Source organism: Rhizobium leguminosarum bv. viciae, from assembly GCF_012276115.1.
In the GTDB taxonomy this organism is placed as follows: domain Bacteria; phylum Pseudomonadota; class Alphaproteobacteria; order Rhizobiales; family Rhizobiaceae; genus Rhizobium; species Rhizobium leguminosarum_T.
The window spans coordinates 1-15,880 of the sequence record NZ_WIEU01000043.1 but is presented as its reverse complement, the minus strand read 5'-3'; the positions used below and the strand labels follow the sequence as shown (position 1 = coordinate 15,880).

12 protein-coding genes, 1 tRNA gene and 4 pseudogenes are annotated in these 15,880 nt (G+C 58.1%); 3 read left to right on the top strand and 14 right to left on the bottom strand.

All coding sequences use genetic code 11. From position 1 onward, the window contains the following. Positions 1–111 (top strand): annotated as a pseudogene (locus tag GFM02_RS35805) (IS110 family transposase); the annotation flags it as partial. A 301-nt stretch (positions 112–412) separates the two neighbouring features. Here the strand turns inward: GFM02_RS35805 and GFM02_RS35395 are convergent. The 4 genes and pseudogenes from GFM02_RS35395 to GFM02_RS34515 form a co-directional block, all read right to left on the bottom strand. Continuing rightward, positions 413–567: pseudogene (locus GFM02_RS35395) on the bottom strand (tRNA lysidine(34) synthetase TilS); the annotation flags it as partial. Between the two features lie 57 nt (positions 568–624). After that, positions 625–2,346 (bottom strand): SDR family oxidoreductase, encoded by a 1,722-nt coding sequence (locus GFM02_RS34525; protein WP_168324202.1) that lies wholly within the window; start codon positions 2,344–2,346, stop codon positions 625–627. Next, the gene (locus GFM02_RS34520; protein ID WP_168324201.1) at positions 2,343–2,801 is read right to left on the bottom strand and encodes a thiol-disulfide oxidoreductase DCC family protein; all 459 of its coding nucleotides are present in this window, start codon (positions 2,799–2,801) and stop codon (positions 2,343–2,345) included. Before GFM02_RS34520 ends, GFM02_RS34525 begins: the two co-directional genes overlap by 4 nt. Positions 2,802–2,811: 10 nt before the next feature. Next, a complete protein-coding gene (locus GFM02_RS34515) occupies positions 2,812–3,729 on the bottom strand; it encodes an MBL fold metallo-hydrolase (RefSeq protein ID WP_168324200.1) in 918 nt (305 codons plus the stop codon). A 162-nt stretch (positions 3,730–3,891) separates the two neighbouring features. Between GFM02_RS34515 and GFM02_RS34510 the strand changes: the two genes are divergently transcribed. Continuing rightward, a tRNA-Gln gene (locus GFM02_RS34510) sits at positions 3,892–3,965 on the top strand. A 432-nt stretch (positions 3,966–4,397) separates the two neighbouring features. Then, positions 4,398–5,081: a hypothetical protein gene (locus GFM02_RS34505; RefSeq protein WP_168324199.1), complete on the top strand. Its 684-nt coding sequence runs from the start codon at positions 4,398–4,400 to the stop codon at positions 5,079–5,081. A 139-nt stretch (positions 5,082–5,220) separates the two neighbouring features. On the opposite strand, the pseudogene GFM02_RS35390 reads toward GFM02_RS34505, so the two are convergent. The 10 genes and pseudogenes from GFM02_RS35390 to GFM02_RS34460 all read right to left on the bottom strand — a co-directional run. Continuing rightward, a pseudogene (locus GFM02_RS35390) lies at positions 5,221–5,391 on the bottom strand (GIY-YIG nuclease family protein); the annotation flags it as partial. A 3-nt stretch (positions 5,392–5,394) separates the two neighbouring features. Beyond that, a complete protein-coding gene (locus GFM02_RS34500) occupies positions 5,395–5,829 on the bottom strand; it encodes a hypothetical protein (protein WP_168324198.1) in 435 nt (144 codons plus the stop codon). A 204-nt stretch (positions 5,830–6,033) separates the two neighbouring features. Next, the gene (locus tag GFM02_RS34495) at positions 6,034–9,048 is read right to left on the bottom strand and encodes a type I restriction endonuclease subunit R (RefSeq protein ID WP_168324197.1); all 3,015 of its coding nucleotides are present in this window, start codon (positions 9,046–9,048) and stop codon (positions 6,034–6,036) included. Continuing rightward, complete coding sequence (gene darG / locus GFM02_RS34490) at positions 9,045–10,079, bottom strand: type II toxin-antitoxin system antitoxin DNA ADP-ribosyl glycohydrolase DarG (RefSeq protein WP_168324196.1); 1,035 nt, start codon at positions 10,077–10,079, stop codon at positions 9,045–9,047. The genes GFM02_RS34495 and darG overlap by 4 nt, the downstream gene beginning before the upstream one ends. Before the next feature lie 12 nt (positions 10,080–10,091). Beyond that, the gene (gene darT / locus GFM02_RS34485) at positions 10,092–10,748 is read right to left on the bottom strand and encodes a type II toxin-antitoxin system toxin DNA ADP-ribosyl transferase DarT (protein WP_168324195.1); all 657 of its coding nucleotides are present in this window, start codon (positions 10,746–10,748) and stop codon (positions 10,092–10,094) included. Between the two features lie 2 nt (positions 10,749–10,750). Further along, positions 10,751–12,172 (bottom strand): restriction endonuclease subunit S, encoded by a 1,422-nt coding sequence (locus GFM02_RS34480; protein WP_168324194.1) that lies wholly within the window; start codon positions 12,170–12,172, stop codon positions 10,751–10,753. Further along, on the bottom strand, positions 12,169–14,151 hold the full coding sequence (locus tag GFM02_RS34475) for a type I restriction-modification system subunit M (protein ID WP_168324193.1): 1,983 nt from the start codon (positions 14,149–14,151) through the stop codon (positions 12,169–12,171). The genes GFM02_RS34480 and GFM02_RS34475 overlap by 4 nt, the downstream gene beginning before the upstream one ends. Further along, complete coding sequence (locus GFM02_RS34470; RefSeq protein ID WP_246792622.1) at positions 14,148–14,321, bottom strand: type II toxin-antitoxin system prevent-host-death family antitoxin; 174 nt, start codon at positions 14,319–14,321, stop codon at positions 14,148–14,150. The genes GFM02_RS34475 and GFM02_RS34470 overlap by 4 nt, the downstream gene beginning before the upstream one ends. 158 nt (positions 14,322–14,479) lie before the next feature. Continuing rightward, positions 14,480–14,811 (bottom strand): annotated as a pseudogene (locus GFM02_RS34465) (hypothetical protein); the annotation flags it as partial. Between the two features lie 15 nt (positions 14,812–14,826). Further along, on the bottom strand, positions 14,827–15,606 hold the full coding sequence (locus GFM02_RS34460; protein ID WP_168324191.1) for an SDR family NAD(P)-dependent oxidoreductase: 780 nt from the start codon (positions 15,604–15,606) through the stop codon (positions 14,827–14,829). Between the last annotated feature and the right edge of the window lie 274 nt (positions 15,607–15,880).

The following is a 15,880-nucleotide window of genomic DNA, read 5'->3' as shown; positions in this document are numbered from 1 at the left end:
CCCAAGCGCGTCGCCCTCACAGCCATCATGCGCAAGATCATCACCATCGCAAACGCCCGCGTCAGAGACGCCGTGCGACACCAAAATGAAATAGGGAAGATCAACGCATAAACTGACTTGGTGAGGGAAGGAGAAGTAGGTGCCTTCAACAATTATCGGTGATAGGGCTCCGAGGAATGATCGGCGGGGGCGGAGTGCCGTCAGCCCCCTCTGCCCTGCCGGGCATCTCCCCCACAGGTGGGGAGATTGGCTGGGCGCACCGGCTTCCCCAAACAACTGGTGTCACAGCACGGCGAAACGGTAGACGGGCACGAAGTTCAAGCCACTTGTGATCTCCCCACCTGTGGGGGAGATGCCCGGCAGGGCAGAGGGGGTATCGCGGCACGCCAACGAAAATTCCAGCGAGAACGCTACTCCAACCTCCCTCATTCCTGTGCTCGTCACAGGAATCCAGTGCGCCCAGGTCCCTGGGCGCGGAAGACTCCTTGCCTGATAAGAATCGTTCACCGCGCCGACGCGCGGTGGCTGGATTCCTGTGACGGGCACAGGAATGAGGGAACGAGAAGTAGGTGCCTTTCAACAATTGTCGATGAAAGCTCCGAGGACAAGGATGACGTACGCCCCTCACTCCACCACCAACCACCCCGTATACCGCACCACCAACCCCGTCAGCCGCCCGCCGATCTCCACATGAAAGTGGAACCGCCCATCGCGCTCCTCCTCGTACGTATCCCCACCAGGCGCCAGAAACAGCGGCAGCGGAACTCCGCAAAACCGCCAGCCGCGCACGACGAGCCGCAGCTTTTCCCTATCCGGCACCAGCGCCATCAGCACCCGGAACGGCCCAAAAACCTCGGCGAGCAGATGCCGGTCGCGGCCCTTTCCCTCGACCTGGATGCTGCGGAAGATTTTGCCGCCGAAATCGCGCGTCCATATCTCCTTGTCGCCATCGGCGGCGAAGCGCACCGTGACCGGCACATCCTCGCCGGCTCTGGGAAAACCGATCACCCCAGCGACGATTCTGGCCAACAGCCCGCCGCCGCGTTCGATCCGCGCCCGGCCGGAGGCGACGCGTGCGCCGCCGGCATGCAGGGCGGCGAGGGCCGGCGGCAGTTGCTCCCAAGCGCTGCCGAGAATCTGTCGGTAGAGCGGCTGGCGAGCTGCCTCGTTTTCCATCCGGATGCCTGAGGTGATCGAAAAACGCCGGAAGGCCGCTTCGAAATCTTCAAGCTGCAATTCGCCTGCCGCCGGCCGCGCGCCGCTCTCTGGCCGTACACCGGTCAGCAGCCGGCGCACCAGCGCGTCGACGCCGATAACAGGAATGAACGGCCCGTCATCACCTTCGGCAATCAGATGCCAGCCGGATGTCAGCCTGCTCCCGGCGTGATCGACGCCGCCCATGCGCACAAACATGCCGCCGCGATGTTCGCCGACCGCGAAAGCGTGGCTGGCGCGCTGCAGCAGCCGCGCAAAGGGCAGCAGCGATGGCAGCAGCCGAAGGTGCACAAGCCTTGCCGCAAGGCTGAGCAAATGCTGCAGCCGCTGCGGCTCCGTGCCGACCCCGGTGAAGCTGGATTTGAGATCGGCAAAGCGCGCCGGCAGCAGCTTGAGATCCGGCGCATCCACCAGCAGGAACTTCCGGCTGCGCAGCGGTGCCGCCCCTGGCGCCGCCACCGTCACCCGCATCGAATCGAGCAGCCCGCGCCCGGCGGCCGGCCGCCCATCGCGCCGAACGATGATCTTCTTGCCGGCATAACTCGCGATCGCCCTCACCACATTGAGCCCGATCCGCACATGCGCCGAGGGCGCAATGCCCGCCGCGACACTGTCGACCCGGGAGAAATGCGGCGCCATCGCCTCGAGTGCTGCGAAGGAGAGGGCGGGCAGGCTGCTGAGCCCTGAGAGCGCGAAGGTGCCCTTGGCCCTGGCGGCCGCATCCAGCCCACCGATGCCGGCGACGAAACCGGTGCTGTCGGCAATATCGGCATAATCGATGCCGAGATCGATGCAGGCCTCGGCGACCTTATAGGCATCCTTGCCGAAGCTCTGGAACGGCCCCGAGGCATCGATAACGAGATGAGGCCTCATCCGCGTCAGCTGTTCGGCGAGATCGCCGTCGCGATCGAAGCGCACCGCCTGCACCAACGCGCCGAGATTGTTGCTTCCCAGGCCCTCGGCGCCATCTTTCGGCGACCGGAGATCGGCAACGAAATCGTCGGCCTTTTCAAGCGACCGCCCCGCAACCAGCAGCCTCAGCCGCGGTTCATCGCCAAGCAGCTGGGCGAGCCGCCCGCCGAAGGTGCCGTAGCCGCCGATGATGAGCAGGCAAAACCGCTCGCCGCTCATGCAATGAACCGGCTGCGCTGCTCCGGCGTCGGCACCATGCAGCTTTGCCGGCCGGCAATCTTCAGCCGGTTGCGGGCGATGAATTCATAGAGCGCATCGGCCGCCCGCCGCGGCAGCAGCCGGAAGATCTTCACCAGCGAATAGGGAAAGCCGAGGCCCGCCACCATGCGGATCGAGCCGTCTGACTTGAAGAAGGCGCGGCCATTTTCGATCAGGATATTGGTCTCGTAGTCGCGCGCATGCAGCCCGTAATGCTGGTATAGCGCGGCGCCGAGCGGCGTCTGCGCCGCGAGAAAGCGGTATCGCTGCCGCTTGTCATGTTTCAGCGCGAACTTCACCCAGCCGGAGCAGAACACGCATTCGCCATCGAAGATGATCAACGGCCGGTCATCGGCAAAATCAGGCACATCAGGATCTTCGCGATAGCTGTAATCGGCTCGAGGCTTCATCGTCATATCCCCGTCCTCACTTCGGTGTCGCCGGCCGGTAGAAGGCGGCAAGCGAAGGCGGCCCATCCGCCGCAATCATACCGCGATCCAGGAGATCCTCGATATGGGCGAGAACCGAAAGGGCCGCCGCCCCATGCAGCTTCGGATCGGTATCGCGATAGATCACTTTCACCATCTCGGCGATGCCACGATCGCCCGCCCGGATGCGCGCCAGCACCGCCTGCTCGCGCTTCAGCCGATGCGCCTTCAGCGCCTTGAGGAAAGTTGCGGGCTCAGTCACCGGCCCGCCATGGCCGGGCAGCAGCAGACCGTCCTCGCGCTCGATCAACCGTTCGAGCGATTCCATGTAATCCGCCATCGAGCCATCCGGGGGTGCGACGATCGAGGTCGACCAGGCCATGACGTGATCGCCGGAGAAGAGGATCTCGCGGCCCTCGAGCGCGAAGGCGGCATGATTGGCCGTGTGCCCCGGCGTCAGCACCGCGCTCAGCGACCAGCCATCGCCCGAGATCGTCTCGCCGTCACTGAGCGCGATATCCGGCACGAAGGATAGATCCGAGCTTTCGGAGAAGGGATTGATCTCGCCGGCCCTCAGCGGCCGCGCCGGCCGGTGCGGCCCTTGCCCCACCGTCACCGCCCCCGTTGCCGCCTGCAGGCGCTTTGCCAGCGGCGAGTGGTCGCGATGCGTGTGGCTGACGACGATATGCGTCACCGCACGGCCGCCAAGCGCTGCCATCAGCGCCTGAAAATGCGCCTCGTCCTCCGGCCCGGGATCGATGACCGCGACCGAGGAGGAGCCGATGATATAGCTGTTGGTGCCGAAAAAGGTGAAAGGGCCGGGATTGTTCACTGTAACCCGCTCGACACCAGGGGCAACCGGCACGGCGCGCCCATAGGCCGGCTCGAAAGCGAGGTCGAATGCGGGACTGTCCATGGAGGAATGATCTCGGGCCGATGACGTCGCCACTTCCTAGCACGACGGCGGGTGCTACGCAGCGCATAAATCTGCGCCGGGTTAAACTTAGTCATTGTGACAGGCGAAGAGCTTTGCTAATCAGGCGTCGATTTGAGCAGGCGGTTTCCGCTCAAGCTCTGGTGGGGCGTCGCCAAGCGGTAAGGCAACGGTTTTTGGTACCGTCATCCCTGGTTCGAATCCAGGCGCCCCAGCCATTTTTGTATTTTTATGCCTTTCTTGCTGATTTGCGCCTCACGACGCAGCGCTGGCCTTATGATCACATCATAAAGATAACTATAGGATTGTATTTATATCTTTATGAGCCCGTCTAAGGCGCCCAGCTTTTCTGGGCCGCCGCTGCAATTCCTCCTCTGTCGTCGGCTATCCGAGTGCAGGCAGCTTGGAAAGCGATCCGCACACGCCTCTTCGGCGTCCGCATCGTTGTAAGGCGAGGCTCCGCCTAACCCCATGCCGCTAATCACACGAGAAAATTTTACCCATAATATCGGTTATTTGATTTGCCGTAAGTTTGTCTTATGAAAACTGAAGAATATATTTCTTATTTGCATTTCGTATAGATTTATCTTGATTTCAAATTTGGCAACCGTCAAACTAAAGGGAGTTAATCAAAACGAAATGAGAACGAAATGACTAACATTTATGCGACGCCTGAAAAGGTTCAATACGCTAAGAGGCTGTTTGAAATCGGTATCGAATATCTTGAGAGGAAAGGCTATGAGATTTCACGTGTTCCGCGCGCCGGGAAAAAGAGCTTGCGCCGCGTGAAGAAGGGTAAGGAAGAATTCAACGTCGCTATTCGAACGTCGCAGGACCAGTGGTTTGCGTTCCCCCGCGATGACAGCACTGGCAAGTGGTTGGGGATGGATGATGTGGATGTCCAACGGGTTATTGTCGTTGCCCTTAATACCCGTGAGGAGGGGAAGGAAAAGATCGCCCTCGTTCACGACTTCACGGCCTCAGAGGTCCGTGACCGCCTGAACAAGAATTATAGGGCACGGCACGCCGCAAATCCGAACATCGATATCTCGCACGGAAACTGGATTTCCCTTTATAATGAGGAGGCGCGTGAACCGACTTCGTTCGTCGGCGCGGGCATTGGATTGGCGTTTCCGCCCTTCGATCGAGTGCCGCTGTTTGGCGTAGCCAGCGATGAAGTCGAAGAAGAGGACCTAGCAGATGCCGATGGGCCGATGCTTGCTGCCCCGGCCCCGGTCATCGATGAACCGCTTACCATCCCCGAAGCAAAGCGCCGTTTGGCGCTTACGTTTGGCGTTGATCCTTCTGCCATTAAGATCCTGGTTGAGGGCTGACCGAAGTCAGGAGCACATGCTCGCTCTACAGCCGGCTGAAGTCGTTGCGTATGCCCACGCAAATTCACTGGCGTGAGCTATAATGCTTGGTTGGTCGATTGAAGTTTCGCTCTGTCTAATGGGTGATGCCGACTGAGGTGGGGTGGCCGGATTTGCTCCGCAGGACAGATGGTGCCGCTCGCGAGGTCTTCGTCGTCCGTTGCGCCGCCGAACAGAGGCCTTGCATCGGGTCTGTTATTCGGCGTCCGGCGTCGTCCTTGTATAGCGCACGCTGGAACGATCGGAGTAACAAGTCGCCTTCAGTACCATTGTCTTAGCCCTTCGCTCGGCATTCTTCGCGCATCTGTTTTAGAGATCGCCAAACCTGCTCGCCGGGGAACCGTGCCTCCCAATAATTCCACCCGTTCAACTGCGTCTTCTTTCCGTCTTTGGTTTCTGCAAGCGCATTTGCCGCGGCAGACAAAGAATCGAAGCTTTTGTTATTCACGACAAGGCGACCGTCCAGAAACTTGCCCTCAAACACCTGCCGGCCGCGCTGGTAACTCATTCGGGCAAGAGAGCCGTGCGGAACGCTCACTCCGTCTTCATGCCACGAAAGCTCTTTTGCACCCGCCGCTATAGCTGTGGCTTCCAGTACAGGGAGTTTCAGCAAGCGCCGGAGTGCGACGTAGGGTGGCTCATCGAAGCCGCGCCGCTCACTTTCAATCATCCGATGAATATCCCAATCGATATCGATCTTTTGGAGCATGTCCAGCCTCCCTGTCACTACTCGTATTCTTGTATCATCTCAAACTACTTTTTCAAGGAGATTTTAGAGTAAACAAAGAAAAGTCAGGCGAACCAAAATCACCGTCGGGTCAAAGTTCATTACCCCACGCACGCCGTCGGTAGAGGAATCGATTTAAGTGGAGAAGTCATGCTCTTCTGATGAAAGTGGATGCTTTCGGAACGATCAGAGCGCGGCGCTTCGATTGTAGGTGTCTGCAAAAACGGTATCCGCAAGCCATCGCCTGAACTCAGGATTGTCACTGAACTGCTTGAAAAGCTCGGTATCGTCTTTCATCAGGCTGATAATCACGCCGGAAAGCGCCTTGTCATGCTCTATTCTAGCGTTCTGTCTGTCAGAATTCTGCTTGGCGTTCTGATAGGAAGCGTTCGCCGCGACCTTGTCCGGAATCTCAGTAGCGATAAGACGCCTGATACGATCTGTGTCCGCCCAAGTGATGTTGCCGAAAAGATCGTTAAAGCTCCGGAGGATGTTCGAAAGCCTATCGAGCTCCGGCTCGGTTTTATGCCCGCCGCCTTCTGTCGGGACAGGATCGATTTCAGCGTTCTGATCCGAAAGCTGCACCCTTTGCATCGCCTGCTTTTCGACGCGGTAACTGTCCATGTCGATGGCTTCAAGAATGCCATTGGACAGGTCTTCCTCACGCGGCGCCGGCAGCTTAGGCAGCAGAAAATTCAAGAAGATCGACAGCTTCTCCCAGTCGGCATTCGTGTAGGGCAGGATTGAGGACAGGAAGGCATAGGTACGTGTAAACGCCTTCGCCCTACCTTTGAAATCAATCTGACGGTCTTCGTTGAGAATTTCGTCATAAGTCGCGACGCACGCATCGAGGATCGGATCGAGGTGTTCGCGACCGGCACCAGAGAGATAAAGGCTGACAAAATTCTCAATTTGGCTGGGATCATAGATTTGATGATCGTCAAGGGCTGCCTTGAGATCATGCAGACGGTTCGGATCGGTTTCGTCGCTCAATATTGTTGTGCGATAGAACCTATCGAACGAAGCGCGGATCGTCTCAGTATCGTTCATGAAATCCAGAACGAATGCATCGTGCTTCAGCGGATGGGCACGGTTTAGTCGCGATAGGGTCTGAACCGCCTTAATGCCCGACAGGGCCTTGTCGACATACATCGAATGAAGAAGCGGTTGATCATAGCCGGTCTGGAACTTGTCAGCGCAGATTAAGAAGCGATACGGATCGGTTTCGATCCGATCGACTATATCCTTGGACGGGAAACCGTTCAGGGTGGTTTCCGTGACCTTCATGCCTCGGAATTCATGCTCGCCCGAAAAAGCTACGATCGCGCGATAAGGGCTCTTTCGTTCAATAAGATACCCGCTGATCGCCTGATAATACTGAATCGCCCGCTCGATGCCCGATGTCACAACCATGGCACGCGCCTGACCGCCGACCTTGTTCAGTGCCAGCACTTGCTCGTGGAAGTGATCGACCATGATCTCAGCTTTGAGACGTATAGCGTGGTCATTGCTCTCGACATAGCGGCGGAGCTTTTTGGTCGCCCGCTTGCTGTCGAACTCCGGATCGGCATCGACCGTCTTTACTAGCCGGTAGTAACTGTTGACGGGGGTGTAATAGCGAAGCACGTCGAGAATGAATCCTTCCTGGACTGCCTGCTTCATCGTGTAGCTATGGAAGGGGCGGTGTTTGACAACATCGCCTTCCGGAAATGGCTCGCCGAATATCTCAAGCGTCTTGTTCTTTGGCGTCGCGGTGAATGCGAAATAGCTCGCATTCGGGAGCATCTTGCGGCTCTCCATGATCGCGTTGATCTTGTCTTCGACAGTCTCGTCCTCTTCGCCGTCTTCCACGCCGCTCAGCGCCGCATTCAAGGCTGCTGCGGCCTTGCCGCCCTGGCTTGAATGCGCTTCATCGATGATGATCCCGAAGCGACGATCCTTATGCTGTTCACCGATGTCATTGAGAATGAACGGAAACTTTTGGACTGTGGTGATGATGATCTTCTTGCCGTCGGCGATGAAGCGGCGCAGATCGCCTGAATGCTCTGCATGGCCGACAGTCGCGCCGACCTGCGCAAACTGCTTGATGGTGTCGCGGATTTGTTGATCCAGAATTCGGCGGTCAGTGACGACGATGACCGAATCGAAGACTTGCCCGGCGGAATAGGCAAGCCGTACGAGCTGGTGCGCCAACCAGGCGATGGAGTTGGACTTACCTGAACCCGCCGAATGCTGGATCAGAATGCGCCGCCCCGCGCCCTTTTCCCTCGCATCGGCAAGAAGCTTACGCACGACATCGAGCTGATGAAAGCGGGGGAACAACTGATCGCGCTTTGTGCGATTGGTCTTCGGGTCTTTGCGTTCGACGACCTGGGCGTAGTTTTCGATGATGTCCGTCAGACTGAGCGGCGTCAGGATATGCTTCCACAGATAGTCAGTCTTGATCCCCGCGGGGTTTGGGGGATTGCCGGCACCATCGTTCCAGCCCTTGTTGAAAGGCAGGAACCACGACGTCTTGCCCTTGAGATGCGTGCAGAACTTTACCTGCGTATCGTCCACGGCGAAATGCACGATGCACCGACCAAACTCGAAGAGTTTTTCGCGAGGATCGCGGTCGCGCTTGTATTGTTCGACGGCATCCTCGACCGTCTGCTTCGTGAGGCTGTTCTTGAGTTCGAAAGTTGCGATCGGCAGTCCATTAATGAACAACGCCAGATCAAGCGCATGGGCGGTGTCGTCGCGGCTGTAGCGAAGCTGGCGGGTGACGGAGAAGCGGTTCAGTGCGAAAAGCTGGGTAGCTTTCAAGTTTCCAGGCGACGGCGTGCCGAAGAAAAAATCCACATCATGCGCGCCATGCTTCACACCGCGCCGCAGAACGTCGATGACACCACGTTTGCCGATCTCGCCTTGAAGCCTGGCGAGGAATTTCTGCCGGGCGGGGCTGTCATTATCAAGATCAAACGCTTCCACCAAGCGCGGCTGCGTCACGCTGATGAAGGCGCGCAGTTGAAAAAGATCAACCGTCCAGGCCCGGTCATAGTCTAGTCGATCGCCGAGCAGCCAGTTATGCAGGCCGACAAACGGTTCGGGTTCATCGGAGAAGCCGTCTCCGGTCAGCGCCCCGGAAGCCGTGATCTGGTGGCCCGTCATGTCAGTGACGATAAGAGCCTCAAGGCCTTTTTCCGAGGTGTCAGTCGTCATGCTGCCGTCAACCACCCCTTGGTATGAAGTGTGTCAAAGGCTATTCCGATCTGGCGCGGGGAAAATCGCCTCTTGCGATCGTTCCATGCATGGACCTTGGCCACAGCGTCATCGGCGCTGACTGCGCCCTCGTGCTTCACAACCCAATGCACCGTCGCGAGAAGTTCCAGCCCGAATGGTGTTTCGAAACCTTCCACCAGCTTGCCTACACTGTCAAAGCGGGTTCTGGTATCTCCGTCATCACTTAGGAATGCCTCTGCTTCCTTGACAGCGCCGGGAACCAGTTCAAGCTGCTTTTCCGGCGCGTCCCCGCCGTCATGATAACCTGAGACAAGATGTCCTTCGATCTTAGTCAGTACGTGCCGAAGATTGTCGGCATAAGGGCCATAATGATGTTTGAGGTAATTGAGTCGAAGCGGCTCGCCAGCCTCTTGCATGAAGTACATCAGCTTTTGCACTTCAATCAGCGTGACGAATGGGTCCATCAGTCCACCGAGATACCGATGCATCAGCACAACGAGCGCTGCGCGCCCCGCAGTCATATTCGGAACCTCGCGCGACTTTGTGGCAACGGGCACACTGTTCGGTTCGTATACGACCACCTGTAGATCGTTGAGGTCTCGCAAGGCGTCGACGATACGCGGGCGCACGTCGGCCCAATTCAACCCGCCAAGACCGCTGCCAAGCGGCGGGATTGCGATTGAACGAATGTTACGGTCCCGGATTTCCCTCACCAGCGCCTTCAAGCCGGAGTCGATATCCTCCATCCGACTCTTGCCACGCCAATGGCGCTTGGTCGGAAAGTTGATGATGAACTTCGGATTGGTCAGCGTCCGGGTTTCAAACACGAACATTTTGCCCGGCTGCACTTCTTCGCGCTCGCAGGCGGCTTCATAAGCTTTAAAGTTCTCCGGGAAGTCATTTTTGAACTGAAGGGCAATACCACGGCCCATGATGCCGACGCAGTTGACCGTGTTGACCAGAGCTTCCACGTCCGCCCGCAGGATGTCACCTGTCTTGTATTCGATCATTGCCATCCTCCTTCAATAGTACCAATCGCTTTTGATTTCGATTGTAGGTCGATGCGCCACACCCTGCATCGAGTTCGAAACGAGCGAGACAATTTCTTGCGAATGAACACCAATGCGCTCGACGAGGTGCCAAGGAAAGGAATGTTCAATCAGAAATTCGGCTTGTTTGCCTTCCTTAACGGATCGCGACACTCCGTTGCCAGACCATTGCCGAGATTGCACTGCTTGCCAATCAATGTCGCCGAGTTTGGCGATATCCGATCGATCTTCGAAATAATACGCGCCGGCATTCGAAAGCGTGAATGCCCAGCGTCGATTGTTCACTTGCGCCCATGCGATCGTGGCGTGGAGATCAGATTCAAGATGAACAATTGGTCCCTGACCGCCTTTGTATTCCAGTTCGGCGCTCCGAATATAGATTAAATAGAGCATTATTGATCGGGGGCAGAAGTAAAATGGTGTGCAGTGACCCACGCGCAGGCCGGGATGGCATTCCAGACTTAGCTCATTCAGCCGACGGGACTTGATATTACTCATGCCGATGGTGGTGCCAACACCCTGCCTTTGCAGCATAACGGCGTCGGAGCACAGGAAACCATCCGCAATAATCGATGCTAGTCGATCGACATGGACGATGTGGTAGATTTTGGGGTTGACGGGAACAGGCATCGTCAGGCGGCGACCTCCTCGTTCTCGGCGTCGTCTACAGCTTCGCCAAGACCGTGGTCCTCTGCCACTTCGTCGATGGACTCAATCTCGGTGATCTCGGGCAGGTTGGCCGCAAGCGGGCCGACATCAAGCTTGCCGGTGACGACATCGGCGATCAATCGGGCGCGGAATTCCTGAATGAGGGCGATCTCTCGATCAACTGCAATTCGGGAAGCAGCAAGGCCGCTAGTGGCCTTTTCGATATATCGGACAATTGCTTGCTGTTCAGGTCCAGTCGGCAAACAAATAACGATTTGTTTCAGATGTGTTGGACCGAAATGCTCGATGCCGACACCTGATTTCATCGCGTCAAGCTGGCCTTGGAAGGCGGGGGCTTGAATCAGGTATTTCAGGAATGGCATGAACAAGTCGCCATCCAAGGGCCAAAGGCGTATTATTCCCGTATAGGCAATCGCCCCCTCAACCAAGTCACCTGCTTGGCAAATCTTCCCTGTGCTTGCGCTCGAACTTAGCAGGTAGTCGCCAGTTCTTATTGCAAAGTGTGACCAGTGCTTGGCCACCTTGTCTGGATCAAGAAAATTGCACCCATCAAGAGTAGCTTCATCAGAATGAAGACCGGATATCCTCAACAAAGGGATTCCCTCATCGCGAAAATCAACGGCCATAATACCCGGCCCCTCTTGGAAGCCGATACGGCGTTTAAAGGGCACGACCTCCCAGCCCACCGGCACGTCGCCGAGCCAAGGGATGCCAGAGGGCTTGAAGCGGACGTTCGGATCGAGGCCGCGGGTAACGGCCCGGTGGATGATCGCCTGCTTCTGCTCGTTCAGAAGCGCGATGATCTTCTTTTTCGCGCAGATCAGTTTCGCCGTCTGTGCCCCATGCCAGTCCAAAAACCGGACAATCAGCCGCTGCTCGTCGAGCGGCGGCTGTACAAATGGTATGTTGAGAAAGTCTGGCGGATAGAGACGAAGCCTTGATGTCGTAATGCCACGTGAACTTCGAACGTACTCCGCGCGATAGGCCTCTGTCCGCAGGAGATAATCGAGATATCGCGGCTCAAAGAGATTGGTCGAGCGAGGTCTATAAATGCCGTAAGCTGGGCTAACGATACCAACATGCCCGCTGACGCCAATAGCGGCCATCCATGCCCACATCGTATTGACGATAACATCGCCGGGACGACACACCTTATGGCCCTGATAGCTCTCCGCCATGAACATTGTGATGTTTTTCTGGCTGCGCGGTGTAACGCCCGTTTTGTGGGACACGGACAGAAGCTCTTCGTCTCCTTGCTCCGACCGATCATCGATTTCGCGGAATGAGTATTTGGCCCGATGAACCTCCCAGTTCACGGGCAAGTCACCAAGCCACGGCAGGTCGCTTGGCTTCATCTTGGCATAGGGGCGCAAGCCGTCGATCATCGCGCCGCCCCGATGATGGCGGCCATCAGGCCGTCGGTTTCGCGTTCAAGCGCCAGAATCTCGGCGCGAATGGCTTCCAGCGGCCGCAGCGGCTCCGGCTTGTAGAAATAGCGCGTGAAGCTGATTTCATAGCCGATGGTGGTTTTGGCTTCATCAATCCAGGCGTCCGGCGCGTGCGGCAGCACCTCGCGACGGATGAAGGCCTCGATCCCGCCAGGCTCCTTCAGCGGCACAGTTTCAGTGTCGCGCAATTCGCCGTCGGGTTCATATTCAACCACGCAGCGCTTGCCATCGATGGTGAGCGCGAACAGCCCTCGCAAAGGATCGGCCTCAATCTTGCCCGGCTTGTGAATGCGCCGGATAACCGGCACGCCGTCCTCGGCGATGCGGCCTTCTTCCTTCAGCGCCTTGATCTCCTTCGGGGCATAGGCGCGGCGGGCATCGATGCCGCGTGCACGTAGCTGCCGCTCGACCGTGACCTTAGAATAGCCGAACTCCGCATTGTCGAAGATGCGCGATTGCTCGGTTGGCGTGAACGCGGTGAAGGCCTCAAGAATGCAGTCGATGTCGGCGTCAGCCAGTTCGCAATTCTTCTTGCCGAGGTTCTTGCGCAGCGGTCGGAACCACGCCGTCGCGTCGATCAACTGCACCTTGCCGCGTCGATGGCCGGGCTTTCGGTTCGACAGCACCCAGACGTATGTGGCGATGCCAGTGTTGTAGAACATGTTGAGCGGCAGGGCGACGATGGCTTCCAGCCAATCATTCTCGATGATCCAGCGCCGTACATTGCTCTCGCCACTGCCCGCATCACCCGTGAACAGAGACGACCCATTGTGAACCGATGCGATCCGGCTTCCCAGCTGCGTGTTGTGCTTCATCTTCGACAGCAGATTCGCTAGGAACAGCATCTGCCCATCACTCGAACGTGTCACGAGGCTGTATTCCGGATTGCCGGCGTGCTCGATCACGAAACGTGGATCGCGGATGCCTGCCTTGCCGCCCATGCGCTCCTGATCGGATTTCCAGCTCTTTCCATAGGGTGGGTTCGACAACATGAAGTCGAATTCCTTCGACGGGAAGGCGTCGTTTGCGAGCGTGGACCATTCCGGTCCGCCGACAATGTTGTCAGCCTCTTCGCCTTCTCCCTTGATCAGCAGGTCGGCCTTGGCAATGGCGTAGGTCTCGCCGTTGATCTCTTGTCCGAAGAGGTGGGTGGAGACCTGTTTACCCTGCTGTTCAGCCAGTTTCTTCAGCATTTCCTCGGCGACAGTCAGCATGCCGCCGGTGCCGCAGGCACCGTCATAAAGGAGATAAGTACCGGATTGAATCTGCTTGGCGACCGGTACGACGATGAGCTGCGCCATCAGTTTCACGGCATCGCGCGGCGTCCAATGCTCGCCGGCTTCTTCATTGTTGGCCTCGTTGAAGCGGCGGACCAGTTCCTCGAAGATCGTGCCCATGGCATGGTTATCGAGGCCTGGATGCTTCACGGAATCGTCGCCATTTAGTACCGGCTTCGGACCGAGATTGATCGAGCTGTCAAGGAACTTCTCAATCAGCGTCCCGAGCACGTCAGCCTTAGAGAGTTTTGGAACCTGGTTACGGAACTCGAAGTTCTCAAGGATTTCCTGGACATTAGGCGAGAACCCGTCGAGGAAGGCTTCGAAATCGGCCTTCAACTGAGCCTGTGACGCACGGTTGCGAAGATCGCGAAGACTGAAGGTCGACGTGTTGTAGAAGGCCTGTCCCGCAGCCTGACGAAGCGCGGCGTCTTGGTTGGCGATGCCTGCCTTGTCGAGATTCTCCTTCATCGATAGGACGGCAGCCTTGGTCGGCTCCAGCACCGCATCGAGACGGCGCAGCACCATCATCGGCAGGATGACGTCGCGATATTTGCCGCGGACATACAGATCACGCAGAGCGTCATCGGCGATGCCCCATATGAAATTCGTGATCCAGTTAAGATCGCCATTGCTCATGCTTGTTTTGTTTCCTTAAGCAACTCATTGGCGCCGGCACAAAGGCGCTCGTATTCTTCGACGGCCAAAACGACCACCACTGGACGGCCGTGCTTTTCAACCGTCACAGGTCCAGACCTGGCAATGTCGATCAGTCGACCGAAGCCATACTTGGCGTCTTTCGCAGACATGACATGCATCGTGATTCCGCCCCTCGATTCTGCTGCAGTCTGGCTATTTTGGCCATTTTATCAAGGGTTAGGATCCGCATTTCTGCTCTGGTAGCGCTTGTCGCGCGATCACAAAAGTGTAGCACAAGCTTATTAGGTGATAGGGATTTGTTACTGCCTCAAAAACTTGAATGAGGGCCGCAGTTGATGGCCGCCCACCATCCCCCACACCTATCACCGCCGACGCTCCGCCCCGCCGCAATCGTCTGCACCAGCTCATCCACCTCCTTTGCTAGCCGCTCCAGCGGCAACCTCACGAATCGGCGGCCCTCCAGGTGATGCTGACGACGCCATGCACCGCGCCGAAGAGGGTGCCGGCGCGGATGGAGCGGTCTTCGGGGGGCATGTCGGGCTGCTGTTCGGCGATCACGTCCATCAAGGAGAAGTGCTCGTCGAGATGCCATGGCGGCGTCGGGCAGGTTCCCGGCGGGTAGTGGTTGAGCAGCGCCTTCCGGGTCTTACACCCTTACCGCCGCTCCGCGAACAGCCGAACACCAGTCAGTTCAGCAAGCCTCTCCACCAGCGCCTCCTGAAACCCCGCATCACCAACCTCCGCCGAAGCCTCCCGCCGCTGCCGATGATACCAATAACCGCCGCTGACCTTCGCGGCTCCCACATCGCTGGCCGCAAGCCACGTCTGCGTAAGATGCCCCATTTCGAGGTCATCGGGCGCGCCGGCGCCGCCCATCTTTGTCGGCACCCAGCCGGGATCCACTGCGTTGCTCAGAATATCCGGCCAATGGCGGGCGACGGCGGCGGCGAGGGTGGCGATGTAGAGCTTGCTTTCGGAATAGGCCTGGCTTGCGTTCCACGGCCGCCTCTTCCAGTCAATATCGTCAAGGGCGCTGCTGCCGCTGCGGTGCATGCCGCTGCTGAGATAGACCAGACGATCGGGGCGGGTGATCCAGGCGGTGAGCAGATAGGGGGCAAGCACATTCACCGCCAGCGTCTTTGCGTGACCATCAGGCGTTTCGCCCCGGCTCCGCTCGAGGTAGATGCCGGCATTGTGGATGACGGCGTCCATGCGGCCGATGGCGTTGACCTGCTCGGCAATCGATCGCGTTTCCGTGGCGCTGGCGAGATCGCCGATGACGATGCCGATGGCGGTGGGCGAAATCTCGGCGAGGGCGGAGGCGCGCTCGCGGGAGCGGGCATGCAGCACGACGTCATGGCCCTCCTTCATCAGGGTGCGGGCGGCGGCAAGCCCGAGGCCATCGGTGGAACCGGTGATGAAGATGCGGCTCATGGGATTTCCTTTCGCGGTGGCGTGGAGGGCAGTCAAGCAGCTTTCGGCTGGTTGCTCAATGCGGGAGTTGGGGTGTGGGTTCCTGGGGCTTGATCGATATGCAGCCGGTTCGGACCGATCTAAGACCCCTCCCCAACCCCTCCCCACAAGGGGGAGGGGCTAGCCCAGCATCACCGCTTTGCCCGAGATCATCCCGTCGTTTGCCGATCTGGAGTTTTGGGAGATGCGGTGCGGCAGGTTAAGCCCCTCCCCCTTGTGGGGAGGGGTTGGGGAG

Bases quoted from the DNA above. Each gene is read 5' to 3' on its own strand.
- GFM02_RS34500 (WP_168324198.1), bottom strand. From the start codon at position 5,829: ATGCTCCAAAAGATCGATATCGATTGGGATATTCATCGGATGATTGAA.
- darG (WP_168324196.1), bottom strand. From the start codon at position 10,079: ATGATCGAATACAAGACAGGTGACATCCTGCGGGCGGACGTGGAAGCT.
- GFM02_RS34495 (WP_168324197.1), bottom strand. From the start codon at position 9,048: ATGACGACTGACACCTCGGAAAAAGGCCTTGAGGCTCTTATCGTCACT.
- GFM02_RS34460 (WP_168324191.1), bottom strand. From the start codon at position 15,606: ATGAGCCGCATCTTCATCACCGGTTCCACCGATGGCCTCGGGCTTGCC.
- GFM02_RS34470 (WP_246792622.1), bottom strand. From the start codon at position 14,321: ATGTCTGCGAAAGACGCCAAGTATGGCTTCGGTCGACTGATCGACATT.
- GFM02_RS34520 (WP_168324201.1), bottom strand. From the start codon at position 2,801: ATGACGATGAAGCCTCGAGCCGATTACAGCTATCGCGAAGATCCTGAT.
- GFM02_RS34515 (WP_168324200.1), bottom strand. From the start codon at position 3,729: ATGGACAGTCCCGCATTCGACCTCGCTTTCGAGCCGGCCTATGGGCGC.
- GFM02_RS34480 (WP_168324194.1), bottom strand. From the start codon at position 12,172: ATGATCGACGGCTTGCGCCCCTATGCCAAGATGAAGCCAAGCGACCTG.
- GFM02_RS34475 (WP_168324193.1), bottom strand. From the start codon at position 14,151: ATGAGCAATGGCGATCTTAACTGGATCACGAATTTCATATGGGGCATC.
- GFM02_RS34505 (WP_168324199.1), top strand. From the start codon at position 4,398: ATGACTAACATTTATGCGACGCCTGAAAAGGTTCAATACGCTAAGAGG.
- darT (WP_168324195.1), bottom strand. From the start codon at position 10,748: ATGCCTGTTCCCGTCAACCCCAAAATCTACCACATCGTCCATGTCGAT.
- GFM02_RS34525 (WP_168324202.1), bottom strand. From the start codon at position 2,346: ATGAGCGGCGAGCGGTTTTGCCTGCTCATCATCGGCGGCTACGGCACC.